21 protein-coding genes are annotated in these 21,372 nt (G+C 52.0%); all 21 read right to left on the bottom strand.

Annotated elements, in window-relative coordinates:
• Positions 1–109: 109 nt before the first annotated feature.
• Positions 110–544 (bottom strand): VOC family protein, encoded by a 435-nt coding sequence (locus ACJJJA_RS00975; RefSeq protein WP_444903496.1) that lies wholly within the window; start codon positions 542–544, stop codon positions 110–112.
• A gap of 20 nt (positions 545–564) precedes the next feature.
• Complete coding sequence (locus tag ACJJJA_RS00980; RefSeq protein ID WP_444903497.1) at positions 565–1,554, bottom strand: hypothetical protein; 990 nt, start codon at positions 1,552–1,554, stop codon at positions 565–567.
• A 601-nt stretch (positions 1,555–2,155) separates the two neighbouring features.
• Positions 2,156–4,285: an NHL repeat-containing protein gene (locus ACJJJA_RS00985; RefSeq protein ID WP_444903498.1), complete on the bottom strand. Its 2,130-nt coding sequence runs from the start codon at positions 4,283–4,285 to the stop codon at positions 2,156–2,158.
• Between the two features lie 167 nt (positions 4,286–4,452).
• Positions 4,453–4,872 (bottom strand): F0F1 ATP synthase subunit epsilon, encoded by a 420-nt coding sequence (locus ACJJJA_RS00990; RefSeq protein ID WP_020413901.1) that lies wholly within the window; start codon positions 4,870–4,872, stop codon positions 4,453–4,455.
• 18 nt (positions 4,873–4,890) lie between these two features.
• Positions 4,891–6,294: a F0F1 ATP synthase subunit beta gene (gene atpD / locus ACJJJA_RS00995; protein ID WP_252083948.1), complete on the bottom strand. Its 1,404-nt coding sequence runs from the start codon at positions 6,292–6,294 to the stop codon at positions 4,891–4,893.
• A gap of 59 nt (positions 6,295–6,353) precedes the next feature.
• Positions 6,354–7,214 (bottom strand): F0F1 ATP synthase subunit gamma, encoded by an 861-nt coding sequence (atpG, locus tag ACJJJA_RS01000; protein ID WP_252083949.1) that lies wholly within the window; start codon positions 7,212–7,214, stop codon positions 6,354–6,356.
• A 77-nt stretch (positions 7,215–7,291) separates the two neighbouring features.
• Entirely contained in the window at positions 7,292–8,836 is a 1,545-nt protein-coding gene (gene atpA, locus ACJJJA_RS01005; protein ID WP_152455988.1) for a F0F1 ATP synthase subunit alpha, read from the bottom strand.
• A gap of 49 nt (positions 8,837–8,885) precedes the next feature.
• On the bottom strand, positions 8,886–9,422 hold the full coding sequence (locus ACJJJA_RS01010; RefSeq protein WP_252083950.1) for a F0F1 ATP synthase subunit delta: 537 nt from the start codon (positions 9,420–9,422) through the stop codon (positions 8,886–8,888).
• 12 nt (positions 9,423–9,434) lie between these two features.
• Positions 9,435–9,905 carry a F0F1 ATP synthase subunit B gene (locus ACJJJA_RS01015; RefSeq protein ID WP_444903499.1) on the bottom strand — a complete coding sequence of 157 codons (471 nt, stop codon included), beginning with the start codon at positions 9,903–9,905 and terminating at the stop codon, positions 9,435–9,437.
• A gap of 52 nt (positions 9,906–9,957) precedes the next feature.
• Positions 9,958–10,203, bottom strand: a complete 246-nt coding sequence (gene atpE, locus ACJJJA_RS01020; RefSeq protein WP_020413895.1) for a F0F1 ATP synthase subunit C — start codon at positions 10,201–10,203, stop codon at positions 9,958–9,960.
• Between the two features lie 59 nt (positions 10,204–10,262).
• Entirely contained in the window at positions 10,263–11,189 is a 927-nt protein-coding gene (atpB, locus tag ACJJJA_RS01025) for a F0F1 ATP synthase subunit A (protein WP_252083952.1), read from the bottom strand.
• Between the two features lie 50 nt (positions 11,190–11,239).
• Positions 11,240–11,602, bottom strand: a complete 363-nt coding sequence (locus ACJJJA_RS01030) for an ATP synthase subunit I (protein ID WP_252083953.1) — start codon at positions 11,600–11,602, stop codon at positions 11,240–11,242.
• Between the two features lie 201 nt (positions 11,603–11,803).
• Positions 11,804–12,706 (bottom strand): ParB/RepB/Spo0J family partition protein, encoded by a 903-nt coding sequence (locus ACJJJA_RS01035; RefSeq protein WP_444903500.1) that lies wholly within the window; start codon positions 12,704–12,706, stop codon positions 11,804–11,806.
• A gap of 12 nt (positions 12,707–12,718) precedes the next feature.
• Positions 12,719–13,528: a ParA family protein gene (locus tag ACJJJA_RS01040; RefSeq protein WP_444903501.1), complete on the bottom strand. Its 810-nt coding sequence runs from the start codon at positions 13,526–13,528 to the stop codon at positions 12,719–12,721.
• 126 nt (positions 13,529–13,654) lie between these two features.
• Entirely contained in the window at positions 13,655–14,284 is a 630-nt protein-coding gene (rsmG, locus tag ACJJJA_RS01045) for a 16S rRNA (guanine(527)-N(7))-methyltransferase RsmG (RefSeq protein WP_444903502.1), read from the bottom strand.
• An 85-nt stretch (positions 14,285–14,369) separates the two neighbouring features.
• Positions 14,370–16,259 carry a tRNA uridine-5-carboxymethylaminomethyl(34) synthesis enzyme MnmG gene (gene mnmG / locus ACJJJA_RS01050; RefSeq protein WP_444903503.1) on the bottom strand — a complete coding sequence of 630 codons (1,890 nt, stop codon included), beginning with the start codon at positions 16,257–16,259 and terminating at the stop codon, positions 14,370–14,372.
• Between the two features lie 890 nt (positions 16,260–17,149).
• A complete protein-coding gene (gene mnmE / locus ACJJJA_RS01055) occupies positions 17,150–18,526 on the bottom strand; it encodes a tRNA uridine-5-carboxymethylaminomethyl(34) synthesis GTPase MnmE (protein ID WP_444903504.1) in 1,377 nt (458 codons plus the stop codon).
• A 75-nt stretch (positions 18,527–18,601) separates the two neighbouring features.
• Entirely contained in the window at positions 18,602–20,269 is a 1,668-nt protein-coding gene (yidC, locus tag ACJJJA_RS01060) for a membrane protein insertase YidC (RefSeq protein ID WP_444903505.1), read from the bottom strand.
• 8 nt (positions 20,270–20,277) lie between these two features.
• Positions 20,278–20,511: a membrane protein insertion efficiency factor YidD gene (yidD, locus tag ACJJJA_RS01065; protein ID WP_083922742.1), complete on the bottom strand. Its 234-nt coding sequence runs from the start codon at positions 20,509–20,511 to the stop codon at positions 20,278–20,280.
• A complete protein-coding gene (gene rnpA / locus ACJJJA_RS01070) occupies positions 20,508–20,894 on the bottom strand; it encodes a ribonuclease P protein component (protein ID WP_444903506.1) in 387 nt (128 codons plus the stop codon). The genes yidD and rnpA overlap by 4 nt, the downstream gene beginning before the upstream one ends.
• Positions 20,895–20,927: 33 nt before the next feature.
• Positions 20,928–21,062, bottom strand: coding sequence for a 50S ribosomal protein L34 (gene rpmH / locus ACJJJA_RS01075; RefSeq protein ID WP_020413885.1), 135 nt, complete (start codon positions 21,060–21,062; stop codon positions 20,928–20,930).
• Between the last annotated feature and the right edge of the window lie 310 nt (positions 21,063–21,372).

Here is a 21,372-nt window from a genome sequence, read left to right on the forward strand (position 1 = left end):
CTATTATTTTTCGAGAGATTTTTGCGCCAGTAGGGAGGTTCTTGCTTTGGGATTAGAATAATCTTGTAAATAATTAAGCTTGTAAAAAGGTCATAAGGCTAATTTTTCATCACAGCCATTCAGCCAACTCTATCGTGATGTATTCAGGACCCTCAATGTATACCAACTTTCTACTCAAATACTCTATAACCTGACCACGAATATGAACTCCATTTTTCTTCAAGTAGTCCACAGAAAACTCGATATCATCAACCCTCAAGCAAAGATGGTTATAGCCAGGTCTTGCCAGATTTAATAAATTGGAATCAGAAAATATCTTTGGTGCGCGGAAGTGTAACAACTGAATTTCAAATCTAGGCTCAGCATTCTTCAAAACCATTGTTAAATGGTCTGCCTGAACATTGGGGACCTCCAGGTATTTAGAGATTTTCTCTCCTGAAATAACATCAGTAATCTCCAATTCAAAATCTAATAATTCAAAGAATTTTTGGCTTTTTTCCAAATTGGTGACAGCAATGGTTACGTGATCAGGATTCTTTATCATCAACTAATCCTCAAAACTCTCTATCGATTCCTGGAAATTGCTCTACCAATTCTCTCGTACTGTTGGAGTAAGTTGGGCATACTCTCGGCTCCAATATATTCTTTTGAATGCTCGGTAAAGCCTTTCCAGTGAAAAGGAAACATCACTTCCACCTTGGAATTTGAAACAGCAAAGTTATAAGCTTGACGAGCTCGAGAAATAAGTTGTGCCTCTGATAAAATTCCATAATCTCGATTAGTGGTCTTAAACCCTCTCGGAATTAAATAATATTTAGCATTCATATGCTGAGTTTTATGCATCAATTTTTCAACAATTTCGTCCTGGAAGTTAACCCCAACATAGTGATCAACCCCGAATAAATTGTAGTTCTCTGGTACGATTAGCTGAAATCTAGCCTGACTCACAGTGTTGTGTGTAAATGTAATAGCAAGTTTTGCCTTAGGGAAATCTCTCCTTATCAATTCTCCAATCTCCTCAAGGTAAGTTTTCAAATCTTTATCCGGTAACAGAGATCTTTGGAAGGGTTCATCTAGCGGATCAAAAGCGTAAATAATATCTTTAAAAGGCAGTAACTCTTTCCTGGCTTTTTCCCATCTATCCAGATAATTCTCCTGCTTATTTTTTCCATAATCCTTAAAAAAAATAGGGGCCAAAGCCACCCAGATTTTCAACCCATGCTTCCTGGCAATTGCCATTAGGTCTTTATCGAAGTACCAAATGTCAACGAAAGTAGAGAATTTTGCGACTTCAGGGATATCATCTTCATCCCAACCGGAGTGATAAAACCCAAATTCTTTTAGGTGGCTTGGCACCCTATTTTTCTCAGGAGTGATTCCTGTGACAAAAATATTACCGGGAATATAAAAATGCTTGGTGTTACTGAGATATTCGGCGGGAGTGGGGGCGTCATAGAATTGAGAGTGGCTATTTACACCCAAGAACAACAAAAAAAATGTCAGAAAAATCGAAACTTTTCTAAATGAGGCCTGATACAACTTACTGAGAACCATAAATCAGCGCCACTTTAAATTTAAAACATAAACTTAGCTTAGGCAGCCAACAACTAGTATAGAGAATGTGACAGAAAGATATTATGATTTTGTACGCAAGGCACTTATTTACACAGGTTTACGAAATGAGCTCAAATAAAGACAGAATGTATAATTTAATTATCTACTAACACCAACCACCTTTGGAAAGGTATCACGCATACAACAAACTAATATAGAGAAATGTGAAAGCAAGAATGACATGATTAAATGTACACAGAGGTCGTACTTTCACCCAGAAGCATGGACAGTTGACATAAAATTTTTTCTAAAATAAAGATAACTTTTAAATAAAACCAAAATCTCATAAAAAATTAATAAAACTATTTATTAACCTGAAACAACTAGATTTTTGGCATACAACATTGGAGCGAAATTTTGTGAGAAAATCGATTAAATCACTAATAAAGACATTAGTATGTCTGTATAAATAGATTCTCTCTCTACGAAAATCTGTCAGCAGCATTTCAATTCAACAATATATACCTGGCCTCCTTGAAAACTAAGCTAGGAGGCTCATAAGCGCCAGAAAAAATATTGCTGGCGCCAGAACAATTAAAAACTATTGTGTTACAGTTAAATACTGCTTTGTTTGCATATCAAAAACAGCGATACTTCTATTAGGCATAGCCAGATATACTTTATTCTCTTTAGTATCAATCACAGGTGAAATCAGCATATCCTCATTATTCTTCTCCTGAAGATTCAGCAACAAAGTTCTATCTCCAGTTTCCAGATCTACAGCCAGAAGCTCAATATCAATTGGGAATTCATCTCCTTCAGTATGGTTATAATCCTCAATAATTATTTGATTATTTAACTCATCAAACACCATAAAGCCAAGTTCATTCATACTTGGTCCACTGCCAATATCCTTACCTGATACTGTGGTTATTTCCTGACTATTCAGGTCAATTTTGTTGATAGTTCCATGAACATCCGAAATGTAGACGTGCGAAGAATTCGAGTTCAAGGATATATATTGTGGATGCCACATATCCATATACGTAAAATCTGTTATTACACTTCGATTTCCTGTCTCTATATCAACAGCAATCAATGAAGATCCAGATATAGTTAATATTCGATTTTGTGTCGAATCTACAGCTAGAGCTCTCGACCCCATAAGGTTTTCACCAACTCCTATTTCCACTCCTGAAATTATGGTTCGATTCCCGTTATTAGGGTCTATTTTGACGATACTATTGGATACAGATTCCGTTGCGTAAATATTTCCATTTCTATCGTCTACAGCCAGATTATTAAAATAGCCTTTAATGATACCTTCGCCATAGTTTGGTCCTGATAGAATGGATCTGTGCCCAGTTTGTAGATCTACAGAAATAACTTGCTGAATCTTATCGAAATCAGAAAATAAATCAGAGTTACCATAACTATCATTCAGAACGATAATACGGTTATTATCTTGGTCAAAGATAGGAGCTTCACTTACAGAAATTAAGGGCCCATCCCCTCTAATTTTTCTGGATAAGCGACTCCTCTCTCCACTTTCCTTATTGATTGAGAAAGTATGCCCAGTCAGGCAGGAATTAATTAGAATAAAAGGCCCTACATCCAAAAAGCCATTTCTAGCTGAGTCGAAATTGAGATTTTCTTCACCGGCATCCAGTTCAGAAGAAATTACCTCTCGATCACCTGTTGTTAAATCAATTTCAAACAATCTACTATGGTGGTCGCCCACGTAGGCTTTGTTATTCTCTAAATCGACAGATAGACCTTTTATACTGTAAAAAGACTCTCCTGCACCTATATTCTTCCCTGAAATTTCACTTGCCGCCCATGTAAATGGATTTAATTCCAGTAACGCCTTCTCTTCGAGTACAAAAAATCTGCCACCTTTAATTTCAAGTCCCTGGTTTAGGTAGCCTACGGAACTTCCATCTACATACTGAAACTCTGATATTTTTTCTCTCTCACCTGTGGCAGGATCAACTTTTATTAAGGAGCTCGGCCAATAATTTTGAACATAAATATCTCCACTACTATCATCAATTGAAATCTGGGGCCTCTTGCCAAAAGATAGTGATTCATCATCAGTTTCTGAAATGCTATTTACTACATTAAAATCCCTATCAACCAACAACAACCTGTCTTTTTCAATAACTAAAAAATTTCCTGTAATCGCATCGTATTTCGCACCGACGACATCAGTAAGACTTGAGGAGATAAATCTCTCTTGCATCTTTTCCAGACTAATTTCCCTAACAGGGTTAAACGTATAGGCTACATTTCTATCATCATCATATGCCAAAGGGCTGCAAAACCTATAACTGTCAAAATTGTCATAGGCGTTTACAGTTAAAAAAGCAGCTTCCGGGGTTCTATTTCCATTAACATCAGTGACCTCTACATTGATGCCCGTGGTTTCACCTGCAGTCAACGGTATTTCTACTTGCCAAGTTTTAAAGCCATCATCGGAATCTGCTTCTATCCCGTTTACCAGCACATTTTCCACCCCAACATTGTCTGTCGCACTCCCGCGGACGATCAATGTTTCCCGATCACTCCACAATCCGTTGGCAGATGGAAACAGGATACTGGCGCTTGGGTTTTCGTTATCTGTTTTCTGTTCACGATTATCATCGCCTCCGCCGGATGAGCCGCCACCACATCCGGCCAGTAGGTAAATTAAAGTTGATATTGTGAAGAGTTTTTTAAAGGTGGGCTTCAATGTAGATACCTCGTACAACTTAGATCTACCCCTATGGGCACATAGAGTAGGGAGTGACTTTCAAAAACAGGGGGAAGGTAAAGTGAGAACCAAGAATACAAAAAAAGCAGCCGAAGCTGCTTTTTTATCGCCTTGAAGTAGGCGCTTTACACGAATGCAAGCGCTGCTTACTTGCCGGCCGCCTTGCGGATTGCCTGCAGAGTGCGCAGACGCGCCTCGGCTTCGGCCAGCTGGGCTGAGATACGCGCATAATCAACTTCAGAAGGCGCTTTGTGCAGGGCGTGTTCCGCTTCTTCGCGGGCCTTCTGCGCGGCTTCCTCGTCAATTTCACGCTCGGCTACATCCGCGAGGATGGTAACCATGTTCGGCTGCACTTCGGCGTAGCCACCGCTGACGAACAGTACTTCCTCTTCACCACCGGGCTTGATGATGCGTACCGGACCGGGCTTCAGGGCGGTAAGCAGTTGCGCATGGCCGTAGGAGAGACCCAGCTCACCTTCGATACCACTCACAATCACCATCTGCACCAGTCCGGAGAAGAGAGACTGCTCGGCGCTGACAATGTCACAATGTACTGTCATGGCCATAGTATATGCCTCTCTGGCTTAGCCTTTGGTCTTGTTGGCTTTTTCCACAGCTTCGTCGATGGTTCCCACCATGTAGAAGGCCTGTTCAGGCATGTGGTCATACTCACCGTTCAGGATGCCCTGGAAGCCACGGATGGTTTCTTTCAGGGAAACGTACTTGCCTGGTGCACCAGTGAAGATTTCCGCAACGTGGAACGGCTGGGACAGGAAACGCTCGATCTTACGGGCGCGGGCTACGATCTGCTTGTCTTCTTCAGACAGTTCGTCCATACCCAAGATCGCGATGATGTCCTTCAGCTCTTTGTAGCGCTGCAATACGGACTGTACGCCACGAGCCACTTCATAGTGCTCCTGACCGATTACCTGCGGGTCAAGCTGACGAGAGGTGGAATCCAGCGGGTCAACAGCCGGGTAGATACCTTTAGCGGCAATGTCACGGCTCAGTACTACAGTGGAGTCCAAGTGCGCGAAGGTGGTCGCCGGAGACGGGTCAGTCAAGTCATCCGCCGGTACGTATACCGCCTGGATAGAGGTGATAGAGCCAGTCTTGGTGGAGGTAATACGCTCCTGCAGAACGCCCATCTCTTCCGCCAGGGTCGGCTGGTAACCTACCGCAGAAGGCATACGGCCCAGCAGTGCGGATACTTCGGTACCGGCCAGGGTGTAACGGTAGATGTTGTCGACGAACAACAGCACGTCTTTGCCTTCATCACGGAATTTTTCCGCCATGGTCAGGCCGGTCAGGGCTACGCGCAGACGGTTGCCGGGCGGCTCATTCATCTGGCCGTAAACCATCGCCACTTTGGAGTTGGCTTTGTTTTCCAGGTCAACAACGCCGGATTCAGCCATCTCGTAGTAGAAGTCGTTACCTTCACGAGTACGCTCACCAACACCTGCAAACACGGACAGACCGGAGTGCTCGGTAGCGATGTTGTTGATCAGTTCCATCATGTTTACGGTTTTACCTACACCGGCACCACCGAACAGACCAACCTTACCACCCTTGGCGAACGGGCAAACCAGGTCGATTACCTTGATGCCGGTTTCCAGCAGTTCGGTAGAGCTGGACTGCTCTTCGTAGGTCGGTGCAGCGCGGTGGATAGAGGAGCGCTCTTTCTCACCGATAGGGCCACACTCGTCAATCGGGTTGCCGAGCACGTCCATGATGCGACCGAGGGTTTCCAGGCCTACCGGTACAGAAACCGGAGCGCCGGTATTGCGCACGGGCAGACCGCGGCTGATACCTTCGGATGAACCCATGGCAATAGCGCGTACCACGCCGTCACCCAACTGCTGCTGCACTTCCATGGTGAGGTTCTTGTCCTCAACCACCAGTGCGTCGTATACATTCGGAACAGAATCGCGTGGGAATTCCACGTCGATGACGGCTCCGATCACTTGCACAATTTGCCCGTTACTCATTTCCGGATCCTCAGCTTTAAATTCTTTCTAGGCTGACCATTACTGCTAGGGGCAGCGGATTAAACCGCCGCCGCACCGCCGACAATTTCGGACAGTTCCTGGGTAATGGCCGCCTGGCGCGCCTTGTTGTAGACAAGCTGCAACTGATCGATCAGCTCACCGGCGTTATCGGTGGCGCTCTTCATCGCGATCATACGCGCTGCCTGCTCACAGGCTTTGTTTTCAACTACTGCCTGGTATACCTGAGACTCGATATAGCGAGCCAGCAATCCATCCAGCAATTCAACCGGATCCGGCTCGTAGAGGTAGTCCCACTCGTGCATGAGTTTTTCATCTTCGTCTTTCGGCAGCGGCAGCAATTGCTCAACCCGCGGCTTCTGTGACATGGTGTTGATAAACTCGTTGGATACCAGGAACAGGCGATCGATATCGCCTTCTGCGTAACGGTCCAGCATTACCTTAACTGAGCCAATCAGCTTGTTGGCCTGGGGCGCATCGCCCAGGTCGCGAACTGCTGCGACAACCTTGCTGCCGATGGCGTTAAAGAAACTGGCCGCCTTGTTACCTACCGCGCAGACTTCTACGTCAACGCCTTTTTCGGACCACGCCTGCATCTCGCGAATAGCCGCCTTGAACATGTTGATGTTCAGGCCACCACAGAGTCCGCGGTCAGTGGATACCAGGATAAAACCGACCCGCTTGGCCTCGCGCTCCTGCAGGTAAATATGCTGGTACTCGGCCGAAGCGTTGGCGACGTGGCCGATCACTGCGCGTATGCGCTGGGCGTAGGGACGCCCCAGTGCCATGCGATCCTGAGCTCTACGCATCTTACTGGCTGCAACCATTTCCATTGCGGCAGTAATCTTCTGCGTGCTCTTGATGCTGGCAATTTTTGTGCGTACTTCTTTTCCGCCTGCCATAGTGATTTACCTTGTTCGCTGGAAGTTAGATTCCGAAAGAGCGGCAGTGCCGCTCTTTCGCGCTCTCCAGGGAGTTCTTACCAGCTGCTAGTAGCGACGAACTTCTCGATAGCGGCTTTGAAAGCTGCGTCGATTTCGTCGTTGTAGTTACCAGTCGCGTTCACTTTCTCCATCAGCTCTGCGTGTTCGCTGTTCATGTAAGCGAGCAGGGCGGCTTCGAAATCGAGAACCTTGGCAACTTCTACTTCTTTCAGGTAACCCTTGTCGGCGGCGTAAACGGAAACAGCCATGTCCGCGATAGACAGCGGAGAGTACTGTTTCTGCTTCATCAGCTCGGTTACACGCTCACCGTGATCCAGCTGGGCCTTGGTAGCTTCGTCCAGATCAGAGGCAAACTGGGAGAATGCCGCCAATTCGCGGTACTGAGCCAGAGCGGTACGGATACCACCGGACAATTTCTTGATCACCTTGGTCTGCGCTGCACCACCTACACGGGATACGGAGATACCCGGGTTGATCGCAGGGCGGATACCGGAGTTGAACAGATCGGTCTCGAGGAAGATCTGGCCGTCGGTAATGGAAATCACGTTGGTCGGTACGAACGCGGATACGTCACCGGCCTGGGTTTCGATGATCGGCAGGGCGGTCAGAGAGCCGGTTTTGCCTTTCACTTCACCATTGGTGAATTTCTCTACGTAGTCGGCATTTACACGCGCAGCGCGCTCCAGCAGACGGGAGTGCAAGTAGAAAACGTCACCGGGGTAGGCTTCACGTCCAGGCGGACGCTTCAGCAGCAGGGAGATCTGACGGTAGGCCCAAGCCTGCTTGGTCAGGTCATCGTATACGATCAGGGCATCTTCACCGCGGTCGCGGAAGTACTCACCCATGGTACAGCCAACGTAAGGAGCCAGGAACTGCATCGCTGCCGGATCGGCGGCGCCAGCGGCCACTACGATGGTGTGGTCCATAGCGCCGTGCTCTTCGAGCTTGCGCACTACGTTGGCAATAGAGGACTGCTTCTGGCCCACGGCAACGTAGATACACTTAACGCCGGTGCCTTTCTGGTTGATGATGGCGTCGATCGCCACAGCAGTCTTACCGATCTGGCGGTCACCGATGATCAGCTCACGCTGGCCACGGCCAATCGGGATCATGGTATCAACCGCTTTCAAGCCGGTTTGTACAGGCTGGTCAACGGACTGACGGGCGATAACGCCAGGCGCTACTTTTTCTACCGCGTCGGTCAGCTTGTTGTTCAGTGGACCTTTACCGTCGATCGGGTTACCCAGCGCGTCTACAACGCGGCCGAGCAGTTCCGGACCAACCGGGGTTTCCAGGATACGGCCGGTACAACGACACTTCTGACCTTCGGCCAGAGATTTGTAGTCGCCCAGGATTACAGCACCAACGGAGTCGCGCTCCAGGTTCAGCGCCATACCGTAAACGCCGCCTTCGAACTCGATCATCTCACCGTACATCACGTCGGCCAGGCCGTGGATGCGGATGATGCCGTCGGATACGGAAACAATAGTGCCCTCATTTTGGGCTTCAGTGCTCACATCGAGATTTTCGATGCGGCTCTTGATGATTTCACTGATCTCAGAGGGATTCAGTTGCTGCATGCTCTGTTCCTCAAGTCCCCCGCCGGCTGACGCCGACGGGGAGAGTAATTTAGGAGTTCATCGCCTCGGCGAGCTTGGCCAGACGGCCGCGTACGGAACCGTCGATGACTGTATCACCGGCGCGGATGATCGCGCCGCCCAGCAGGCTCTCGTCCACCGAGCTGTGCAGATGTATTTCGCGTTCAAACTTCGCCCTGAGCTTTTGGCCCAGTGCTTGCGCCTGTGCATCGCTCAGGGCGTGCGCGGAAACAACTTCCACCTCGAGGGTGGCTTCCGCCTGCGCTTTCAGCTCTTCGAACAGCTCGGAAATTTCCGGCAGCAGCTGCAGGCGGTGGTTTTCCGCCAGCAACCGGATGAAATTTTTTCCGTGCTCGCCGAGCTCGTCTGAACAGATCGACAGGAATTTATCTGCGCGCTCTTCACTGGTGAGCTGTGGGTTATCCAGCAGCTCACGCACTTTTTCGTTCTGGCTGACCGCCGCCGCAGTTTCCAGCGCAGCGCTCCAACCACCTAAGTGGGAGGCTTGCTGCGCATAGGCAAATGCAGCTTTAGCGTAGGGCCGGGCCAGTGTGCTGAGTTCCGCCATGGGGTTCCTCGCTTACAGCTCGGCTGCCAGTTTGTCGATCAGGTCGTCGTGCGCCTTAGCGTCGATATTGACCGCGAGAATCTTCTCCGCACCCAGGACAGACAGGTCTGCCACACGGCTGCGCAGTTGCTCTTTAGCGCGATTCACTTCCTGGTCGATCTCAGCTTTAGCCGCAGCTTTCAGGCGATCGCCCTCAGCATGCGCAGCCTGCTTTGCTTCATCGAGAATCTGATTAGCGCGCTTGTTGGCGCCATCGATAATCTCGCTCGCCTGATCTTTGGCTTCTTTCAGCTGCTCGGCAGCTTTGCGCTTGGCCAGTTCCAGATCTTTCTGCGCGTGCTCGGCGTCAGCGAGACCATCTGCGATCTTCTGCTCACGCTCTTTCATCACGCCCAAAAGCGGCGGCCAAACAAACTTCCAGCAAAACCAGACGAAAAACAGGAAAGTAATCGACTGGCCGATTAGAGTCAGGTTGATATTCACACCGACACCTCTTGCTCTTTAAATAGGGTTAAGGGCAATTGGAACGGCGTAATTAAACCAGACCAGGAGCTACGGCGAAGATCAGGTACATAGCGATACCAACACCGATCATCGGAACCGCGTCAAGCAGACCAGCCATCAGGAACATTTTGCCCTGCAGAGCCGGAGCCTGTTCAGGCTGACGAGCGGAACCTTCCAGCAGCTTGCCACCCAGAGTACCGAAACCGATAGCGGTGCCCAGGGCGCCCAGACCGATCAGCAGTGCACTTGCGATGTAAACCAGACCTAATGCTTCCATTGTGTTCTCCAAATCAAAGTTAAAGAGTTGTTGTAAAGGTCGAAAAAAGGGTTAAAAACTTATTGATCGTGCTCGTGCTCATCGTCGCGATGGTGTGCCATCGCCATGTACACGGTGCTCAATACCATAAATACGAACGCCTGCAGCACGATTACCAGTACGTGGAAGATCGCCCAGCCCATGTGCAGGAGACCCGCACCAATAAAGCCGAGAACGCCAACGCCAAAGACAATCGCAATCAGGATAAAGATCATTTCACCGGCGTAGAGGTTTCCGAACAGACGCAGGCCCAGGGAGATCGGCTTGGCGATCAGGGATACTGCCTCCAGCAGGAAGTTGACCGGGATCAGCAGGATGTCAAAGAACAGTTTGCCGGTATGGAAAGGGTGCAGAGTCAGCTCTTTCAGGAAGCCGATGGCACCTTTTTCGCGAATACTGAAGAAAATCATCAGTGCAAACACCGCCAGGGCCATACCCAGAGTGGCGTTCGGGTCGGTAGTCGGAACCACTTTAAAGAAGAGGTGATCGTTACCGGAAATCTTGGCGGCAGCCATTGGCAACCAGTCCACCGGCACCAGGTCCATCAGGTTCATCAGGAATACCCACACAAAAATGGTCAGCGCCATCGGGGCAACCATGGTGTTGCGGTGGGGGAAGGTTTCCTTAACCAGCTTGTCGATAAACTCGGTGACCAGCTCCACAAAACTCTGGAAACCGGTGGGCTTGTCCACACTGGCCTTTTTGGCAGCGCGGGCAAACAGGAAACAGAAAATCAGGCCGAGGCCGATAGACCAACCCAGTGTATCCACATGTAGGGCCCAAAAGCCCATATCCGCGGCTTCCTGAGAGGAATGCGCCATAGTCCAGGTGGACTCACTAAGCACAGAACCATCGGCGCGGGTGTACCCGGCCGGCAGCTTGCCGTAAGTCATATTTTGCAGGTGGTGTTGGATATACCCCGTCGCAGTTAGAGCTTCGCCCGCCATAGTTCCTCAACAATCGTAAAAGTAAGAATTCTTTTTTTCTTATCCACCGGCTAGCGGACCATGCGCGCCACCATAATCCACTGCACGATCACACAGAGGACGTAGCTGATAAAAAGCGCTGCCGCATTCAGCGGCTTGACGGTGGCAAAAACTGCCGCAAAACCCGCCATGGTCAATATAAATTTGCCGGTTTCCGCGCGGTAGAAATTGCCTACCACGCGATGGGCCGCGCGCGCACCGCTATCGCGAAAGGCGCGCCTGCCGAAATATGCTCCGGGCAGTGCACATAGGGCACCGCCGATAAATACGGAAAGCGCCGTCACCGGTTTGCCACTCAAGTGCAGTACCGCACTGGCCACCGATATCAGCAGAAGCTGTACCGCGGCAATTCGTAATACCGGGGGTTTTCTCATAGACGGGATAAGCCGACTTCTGTGCGCTGTCCGCCCAAAATTTGGGCGTGCGAATTATGCTGCAACAGCATCGCCGATTCAACCGGCAAATGTCGCCAACTTATTTGATTTTCGGGCGGTTTTGCGCGGAATTACTCGGCGCAGTGAGTAATTGCCAACAGTTATTGCGCGCGCCACTAGGACGCGCATTTCGCCGCGGCTTTAATCCTCGGCGTAACCGAGGTGGGCAAGGATTCCGTCCAGCTCTTCCAGGGTGGTAAATTTCAGCACCAGGCGACCATTGCCCTTTTCGTTGTGATCGATAGAAACAGGCACTCCGACCTTTTCCGCCAGACGCTCAGTCAGGCGGCGGATATTGGGGTCGGGCTTGGGCTTTTCCTGCTTCGGCGTGGCCGGCTGTTGCAGGCGACGCACCAGCGCTTCCGTCTGGCGCACGGTGAGGCTGCGCTCGACAACCTGACGTGCGGCGGAACGCTGGGTGGCACCGGAGAGACCGAGCAGCGCCTTGGCGTGGCCCAGCTCCAGGTCACCGCGCTCAAGGAAAGTGCGCACCTCTTCACTGAGGCTCAATAAGCGCAGTAAGTTGGTCACGGCAGTTCGAGATTTACCCACCGCATCGGCCACTTCCTGCTGAGTCAGCTTGAATTCATCCTGCAGTCGCTTAAGGGCCACAGCCTCTTCGACCGGATTCAGATCTTCACGCTGGATATTCTCGATCAATGCCATGGCGATGGCGGCTTCATCGGAAACGCTGCGCACCAGCGCCGGCACTTTCTCCAATCCCGCCAGTTGGGCGGCACGCCAACGCCGCTCACCGGCAATAATCTCGTAGCTTTGCTCGCCGATACCACGTACGACGATCGGCTGCATAATACCCTGGGCGCGAATCGAGTCCGCCAGTTCCTGCAGGGACTCCTGTGGAAAATCCCGGCGCGGCTGGTAGCGACCCCGCTGCAAAAACTCGATCGGCAATTCTTTCAACTCACCGTCGACCACGGCAGTTTCGGTTTCAGATTCACCGGTAGCCTCGGCGATCGCGGTGCTGTTTTTATTGCTGATCAGGTGGGATAAACCCCGGCCCAGTCCTTTGCGTTTGGCGGCCATAGTTATTACCCCTTATACCGCTTCCGCCATAGGGCGGCTTTTCTTTTTGGTAGGTTGATTGGCGGGATGGCGGCGATTGATTTCACAAGCCAATGCCAGGTAGGCGATAGCGCCCTTGGAGTGGCGATCGTAATCCAACGCCGGTTTGCCAAAACTGGGCGCTTCCGCCAAGCGCACATTGCGCGGAATACAAGTTCGATACAGGCTATCGCCAAAATACTCCTGCAACTGCGCCGACACTTCGCTGGTAAGACTGTTGCGCGGATCGTACATGGTACGCAAGATGCCTTCGATTTTCAGATTCGGATTAGCGGTCTGCTGGATCTGGGTGATCGTATCCACCAAGGCTGACAGTCCCTCCAGGGCATAATATTCGCACTGCATGGGAATCAACACGCCGTGAGCTGCACAGAGTGCGTTTACCGTCAGCATATTTAGCGACGGCGGGCAGTCGATAATCACGTAATCGTAACGATTGCTCACCGTTGCCAGAGCGCGGCTCAGACGAGATTCGCGGCCCTCCAGATTCAGCAACTCCACCTCTGCCGCAGACAGGTCACCGTTGCCCGGGATCAAATCAAAACCGCTCTCTGTGGATACAATGGCCTGCTCAACGGGTAATTCAGCGGCCAGCACATCGTAACCGGACACCTCAAGGTCACTTTTATCCACACCGCTGCCCATGGTGGCATTGCCCTGGGGGTCCAGGTCGATCAGCAATACGCGCCGCTTGTTGGCAACCAAAGATGCGGCCAGATTGACGCAGGTAGTGGTCTTACCAACCCCGCCTTTCTGGTTGGCCACAGCAAATATCTTGCTCAAGATTCTTGTCCTTTGTTGTTTCCGGGTGCGTTTGCCCCGACGCCGGCTCGGCTTCGGGCAGCGGCTGTTGTGTCCCTCGAAAGGGGAGCAGGATTGGGCGGGCGACAGACCCACCAAACTACCATCTTATTCTGTGCGACAGAGCTGAATCATATGTCGCTCACCGTCGCAGCCGGGCACCGACAACCGGTGCACCTGCTCGACCTTAATGCCTTTTGGCAGAGCGCTCAACTCATCCTCAGGCAGCTTGCCCTTCATGGCATAAAAACGACCCTTAGGCGCCAGCATATGCTCACTGCCATTGACCATATCCTCGATGGAGGCAAAGGCGCGGGACACCACACCGGCAAAAGGCTGTTCTGGCACAAAGGCTTCTACCCGCTTATTGACTACCGTGATATTGGGCAGGGGCAGGGTGCTGGCCACTTGGAACAGGAAGCGGGTCTTCTTGCCATTGCTGTCGAGCAGGGTGATGGCGCGCTCCGGATGCACAATTGCCAGAGGAATCCCTGGCAGGCCGCCACCGCTACCCACATCGATCAAAGAGCCTTCGCCACAGAGATTTACCACACTGAGGCTGTCGATAATATGGCGCTCCAGCATCTGCTCCGGGTCGCGTATGGCGGACAGGTTATAGGCACTGTTCCAGCGGGCAAAAAGCGCCAGGTATTCCAGTAGCTGATCCTGCTGCCGGTCACTGAGTGCCACCGACATCTGTGCCGCCGCCTCTAACAGGCGCGGACGAAACTGTTCCATTGAGTGAGAAATGGGTCTATCCCCCAGTAGTCCCGCGAAACTCAAACCCCGCAGGGCCTCGCGGGATACCCTGTGGAAAACCGATTTATACCGCTTTTTTGCGCTTCAGCAGCCCGCGCTTTTTCAACTGGATCAGCAGCAGGGATATGGATGCGGGCGTCACGCCCGGTATCCTCGAGGCCCGCGCCAGGGTATCCGGGCGGGTCTCTCCCAGCTTTTGCTTGACCTCATTGGACAGACCGGAAATATCGCTGTAGTCGAAGTCCGCCGGGATCGGGGTATCTTCGTAGGCCTGCAAGCGCTCAATTTCCTCGCGCTGGCGATCGATATAACCGGCGTACTTGGCCGAAATTTCCACCTGTTCGGCAACCTGCTCGTCGGTTACCGCTTCCCCTTTGAGGCCCGCCACATCCTGATAGCCCAGTTCCGGACGGCGCAGCAGGTCCATCAGGCTGTATTCCCGCGCCAATGGCTGCGGCAGTTTGGTTTCTACGGAGGCGGCCTGGGATGTCTTTGGGTGCACCCAGGTCTCTTGCAGTCGCTGGGTTTCCTGAGTGATCGCCTCGCGCTTTTCACTGAACGCTGCCCAGCGGGTATCGTCGACCAGGCCCAATTCGCGACCTTTTTCGGTCAGGCGCAGGTCAGCATTGTCCTCACGGAGCAGCAAGCGATATTCCGCGCGGCTGGTAAACATGCGGTAGGGCTCTTTGGTGCCACTGGTGATCAAATCATCTACAAGCACGCCCAGGTAGGCTTCATCCCGACGCGGGGACCAAGCTTCGCGCTCCTGCGCCTGTAGGGCGGCGTTGGCGCCAGCCAGGAGTCCCTGGGCGGCCGCTTCTTCGTAGCCGGTGGTACCATTGATCTGGCCGGCAAAATAGAGCCCCTGGATAAATTTGGTTTGCAGGGACGGCAAAAGATCGCGCGGATCGAAGAAATCGTACTCAATCGCATAGCCCGGGCGGGTGATATGCGCCTTTTCAAAGCCCTTGATGGAGTGCACCAGCTCAATCTGCACATCGAAGGGCAGACTGGTGGAAATACCATTGGGGTACAGCTCGTTGGTAGTCAGCCCCTCCGGCTCGATAAACACCTGGTGGCTGTCTTTGTCCGCAAAGCGGTGCACCTTGTCCTCAATGGAGGGGCAATAGCGCGGGCCGATCCCCTCAATCACACCGGAATACATGGGCGAGCGATCGAGCCCCCCTTGGATAATTTCATGAGTGTGGGCATTGGTGTGGGTAATCCAGCAGCAGACCTGGCGCGGGTGCTGATCGCGGCTGCCCAAGTAAGACATCACCGGTGTGGGGCTATCTCCCCACTGCTCCTCCAACTCACTGAAATCTACTGAGCGGGCATCAATACGAGGAGGGGTGCCGGTTTTGAGGCGGTCGACACGGAAAGGCAGTTCGCGCAGACGATCCGCCAAGGCAATCGAGGGCGGATCTCCGGCGCGGCCGCCGGCGTGGTTATCCAAGCCGATGTGGATACGCCCACCGAGGAAAGTACCGGCAGTCAGTACCACTGTCTTGGCTCGAAAGCGTACTCCTGCGTTGGTGACAACGCCAACAACCCGTTCACCTTCGACTATCAGGTCATCTGCCGCTTGTTGGAAGATCTCCAGGTTTTCCTGTGCTTCCAGGATCGAACGGATCGCGGCGCGATACAGGGCTCTATCGGCCTGGGCACGAGTTGCCCTTACTGCGGGGCCTTTGCGGGCATTGAGGACCCGGAACTGAATTCCGCCCAGGTCTGTTGCCGTTGCCATAGCGCCACCGAGGGCATCGACCTCCTTCACAAGATGACTCTTGCCAATACCGCCAATGGCCGGGTTGCAGGACATTTGTCCAAGGGTCTCGATATTGTGGGTCAGCAGCAGAGTGGAAGCTCCCATACGTGCCGCTGCCAGTGAGGCTTCGGTACCTGCGTGGCCTCCGCCGATCACGATCACATCATAGGTCTTAGGGAATTCCATAGTGGCTGCTACTGGTTACAACTTGGGGCGCACATTTTATAGTCAGTAAGTGTCCTCAGCAATTGGCTTTATTCAAGCCTTTTAGGAAAGCTCTGCCTTTGTCTTTCTCTCTCCTTCCTGAATATCAACTTCTGATCAGATGAATTTCAAAACTCTGTCTTGCTTTCTTAAATACTCTTACTAATGAATATATGTATATCTTAAAGAGTATTTTTATATTTGTTGTTTTTATTAGACCTGCCGCAACTCGGTATAAGCACAAAAAAACCTTTAAAAACAATAAGTTACAAAGATGAAAACCCTGCCGACAAACCCTTGGTGGACACAGGGGTAACCGGGGTATGAGGCTGTGAAAACTTGGGACAACTTTGCCCTATCTACTCTTATTAGGAAGTTATCATCATACGATTATTCTATTTTGCAGGTGCTTATCCCCTCTTTTGCCCACAGTCAGTTTTTTTTGACTAGTGTCTGTGGTGCTTTACCCAGACATTCTGGGGGATACCTGTGAGTAGTCAAACGCAATGTATAAATCTGTGCATATACCCATTGAATGGGTGTGGGTTAATGGTGAGATAACTGCCAATAAGATTATCCACGGGAAATCCCCGTGGACATGTATAACTTCTTTCCCTTAAGAGCCATTTAAACAGCTATCTCAAGCTTATTTCTCACCTTTTTCGTGGAAAATATGCGGGAAAGCTGGGGATTAAATAGAACTTTTTTAACAACCTAGGATAGATCTGGGCTCTTCCTGTGAGCAAGAGGTGTGGAACTTGTGCCAGAAGGAGAATAAGAAGATGGAGAGTAGGGAGGTACTATAGGGAAGAGAAGAGGACGCTATTTACTAGCGCCCCCAATTGGATAAGTGCGTGGAACTCCACACCTTCTTATTTTCCGATACAAAAGCTGCCGAAAATTTTCCCGAGCAGCTCGTCCGCACTCATTGCACCGGTGATTTCTCCCAACGCCTGTTGGGCTTGGCGTAAGTCTTCCGCGAGTAACTCACCGGCACCATGACTGTGGAGCTGCTGGGAACCTTGCTCAATAAAGGCTCGGGCGCGCTCAAGAGCCTCTAAATGGCGTCTACGCGCACTAAAAGTGCCTTCGGCAGCACCACTGAAGCCGATAGACTGTTTCAAATGCTCCTTCAGTGCTTCGAGGCCTGAGCCAGTCTTGGCGCTGATGGCTATAACCGGCACTCCTTCAGTGTGAGCTTGGAGGCCTGCACTGTAATCGCTGAGATCAATTTTGTTCAGTACCAGTGTGAGCTTGTCTAAGTCCTGAAGCTGGTTGGTAAATTCCGGCCAGGCCTCTGCCGGGTCCAGTGAGTGAAGTTGCTCTGCATCCATTACCAGGAGCACGCGATCCGCCTGGTGAATCTCCTCCCAGGCGCGCTCGATGCCTATTTGCTCTACTTTATCTGGCGCATCCCGCAGGCCGGCGGTATCGGCGAACTGCAGGGGCATGCCGTCAATGTGGATATCTTCCCGCAAGATATCGCGGGTGGTGCCGGCGATATCGGTGACGATGGCGGTATTGCGACCCGCGAGGGCATTGAGCAGACTCGACTTGCCGGCATTGGGGCGCCCGGCAATGGCCACCCGCATACCCTCGCGCATAATGGCGCCCTGGCGCGCCTGAGCTTCCACACCAGCCATTTGTGCCAGTAGGGCCTGGATATCCGCAGCCACCTTGCCATCGGCGAGAAAGTCGATCTCCTCTTCGGGAAAATCGATGGCGGCTTCCACATAGATACGCAGGTGGGTAAGGCTTTCCACAAGGTGTTCGATCTTGTCGGAAAATGCGCCCTGTAGTGAACGCATGGCGTTGCGCGCCGCTTGGGCACTACCGGCATCAATCAGATCGGCGATCGCTTCGGCTTGGGTGAGATCCATTTTGTCGTTGAGGAAGGCGCGTTCAGAAAACTCCCCGGGACGTGCCTGGCGGGCTCCCAGTTTGATCGTTGCCTTCAGCAGTTGATCGAGAATGACCGGTCCACCGTGGCCCTGCAGTTCCACCACGTCTTCTCCGGTAAATGAGTTGGGGCCTGGGAAGAATAGGGCGAGTCCCTGGTCGATCAGTTGCTCACTGTGGAAAAAATTTCGGTAATGGGCATAGCGCGCTTTGAGCGGTTTATCCCCGCAGATTTGCTGGGCAATGGACAGGGCTTTGGGGCCAGAGAGGCGGATTACACCGATACCACCGCGCCCTGGTGCGGTGGCGACGGCGGCGATGGTGTCACGATTAAGGCTTTGTTGTGTCATCGGCTGAGTGTACTCGACATAACGGAAAAGGGCCGCAGTTGCGGCCCTTGTTGTTTGTGATCTGTGGATACTTGATCAGTATTTTCCGGCATCCACCTGCTTGTTGATATACCAGGTTTGACCGATGGTGATCAGGTTGTTTGCGATCCAGTACAGGACCAGGCCAGCCGGGAACCACAGGAAGAACACCGTCATCATCACCGGCATCAACTGCATGATACGGGCCTGGGTCGGGTCGGTGGGGGCCGGGTTTAGCTTCTGCATAAACCACATGGACAGGCCCATCAGTACTGGCAGGATGAAATAAGGGTCCTTTGCCGACAGGTCGTGAATCCAGAAGATCCAGGGCGCGTGGCGCAGCTCTACGGTTTCGGTGAGCATCCAGTAGAGGGCGATAAACACCGGCATCTGCAGCAGGATCGGCAGGCAGCCCCCCATGGGATTGATCTTCTCGCGGCGGTAGAGCTTCATGGTCTCTTCCGCCAACTTCTGACGATTGTCCTTGTACTGCTCCTGCAGTTTTTTCATCTGTGGAGCAAACTTGCGCATGCGCGCCATAGACTTGGTGCCTGCGGCGGACAGCGGCAGCAGCAGTGTCTTGATAAAGACGGTGAGCAAGATAATCGCCCAGCCCCAGTTGCTGACAATATGCTCCTGGATAAAGTGCAGTACGCGGAACAGCGGCTTGGCAATCCACCACAGCCAGCCGTAATCCACGGTCAGGTCAAGATAGGGCGAGATCTCCTCCAGGCGGTAGACATCCTTGGGGCCGGCATAGAAGGAAGCGCTCAGCTCGCCCTGAGTCGCGGCGGGGATTTGTACCGGCTGGGCGGTGAAGCCCATACGGAATAGTCCGTTGGACAATTCGCGCAGCTCAAAAGTGTTGCGTTCATCCTGTGGGGGAATCCAGGCGCTAAGGAAATAGTGCTGCACCATGGCTACCCAGCCGCCTTCCACTGTGGTGCGGGTGGGTTTCTCGGCGATTTCCTCAAAATCCTGCTTGAAGTAATTTTCTTCGTTGGTGTGAAGAGCGGCACCGAGGAAGGGTGACATACCAAAACCAGTATCAGTCACCGGCTCACTGGCATCGCGCTTGATCTGGCCAAACATAGCGGCGGACCAGGGCTTGGCGCTGGTGTTATCCACCAGGTAGGCCACTTGAACGAGATAGTCGCCACGCTTGAAGGTGTAGCGCTTGGTGATATTTGCGCCTTCTTGTTGCAGGGTCAGGTCCACAACCAGCTGATCCTGCCCTTCGACCATGGCGTAGTTGGTCTTTTCAACCTTAAACAGGGGGCGGCCAGCGGCGCTATCGGTGCCGTTGTTACCGATCAGACCACTCTGGGCGATATAGGTGTGATAGCGGGTCTGGTTTAACAGGATTAAGGGCTGATCAGGCGTATCCAGCTTTTCCTGGAACTGTCGCAGGGCCACTTTTACGATATCACCGCCACGGGGATCAATGAGCAGATCAAAGACGTCGGTGGTGACATTGATGAGCGTGCGTTGGCCGCTATCGGTGCCTGTCTCTGCTGGCGCTTGGGACTCCAGTTGGGGTACATCGCCATTGCCGTTTTCGCTGGTCTGCGCCGGGATTTGGCTGCCGCTCTGTATATCGTCGTGAACTATGGTTTCGCGGTCGAGTTCAGGAGTGTGCTGCTCTTGAAATGCATTCCACTGGAAGATAAGTGCGAGGAGAACCGCGAGAATTCCACCTAGCAGCGTATAGCGTTGCCAATCCATCTTAATACCTAGAGCGTGTTCTTGTGTTTGGTGGGGGGAACCGGGTCCAGTCCACCAGGGTGCCAGGGGTGGCATTTTATAAGGCGGCGCGCAGTTAAATAACCCCCCTTTAAGGCTCCGTGAGTTTCAATCGCCTCTTCGGAGTATCGCGAGCAGGTTGGGTAAAAGCGGCACTGGTTACCTACCCATGGGCTGGCCAGATAGCGGTAGACGTGTATCAGCTTGATCAGTAGCCACTTCATGACTTCGATTGTGGCTGTTGCGTGCGCTTGGCCAGCTTGCGCCAGAGCTTGTTTAGTGTCTTCGCCAGTGCGGCCTTATCCAGATCTGCAACCCCCGGGCGAGCCAATACTACAGCATCCAGCGGCGGCAACTGGTGTTGCTGCAAGCGGAAGGTTTCTCGGGTAATTCGCTTGATTCGATTGCGGTCGGAGGCGTTGCGCACATGCTTCTTGGCAATTACCAAGCCGAGGCGCGGATGCTCAGAATCACTGGGGCATGCGAGGATCAGGAGGTGGGGATGCGCGGCGCGCACAACGTTTTCATTGAAAACCTTGCGATACTGCGCCGCATTAAGCAGGCGCAGAGTCTTGGCAAATCCAAAGCTGCTGCGCACCTGCTGCATAGGGAGAATCTCTAAAAAGAAGAGGAAGAGATATTATGCAGACAGTACTTTGCGGCCTTTAGCGCGGCGGCGGGCCAGGATTTTACGGCCGTTTTTGGTTGCCATACGAGCGCGGAAACCGTGAGTGCGTTTGCGCTTCAAGTTGCTGGGTTGAAATGTGCGTTTCATAGTCTTGCTACCTGAGACTTTGTGTTCAAGATTTCTCGGGACCATCCCCGGCCGCGGCCTGGGCTCCGGTCCGGCACAGAGCCGGCGCAGACGGAGCTACGCGCTGCGAAGGCCGCGGATTGTATAGAAAGGCAACAGTGAAAGCAACGCACAGACGGGAGATATTCGGCTTGTTTACCACTAAATCACTGATGCCAAATAACGGCTATTCGACAAGCCCTTGAGCTACCTGATGTATTTCGTGATGCCCACCGATTGACCCCAAGATATGCACAGACGGCTGTGGATAAAGTTCCAAGGGCGTAGGCTT

The organism is Microbulbifer mixtoriginis (SeqCode), from assembly GCF_052466865.1.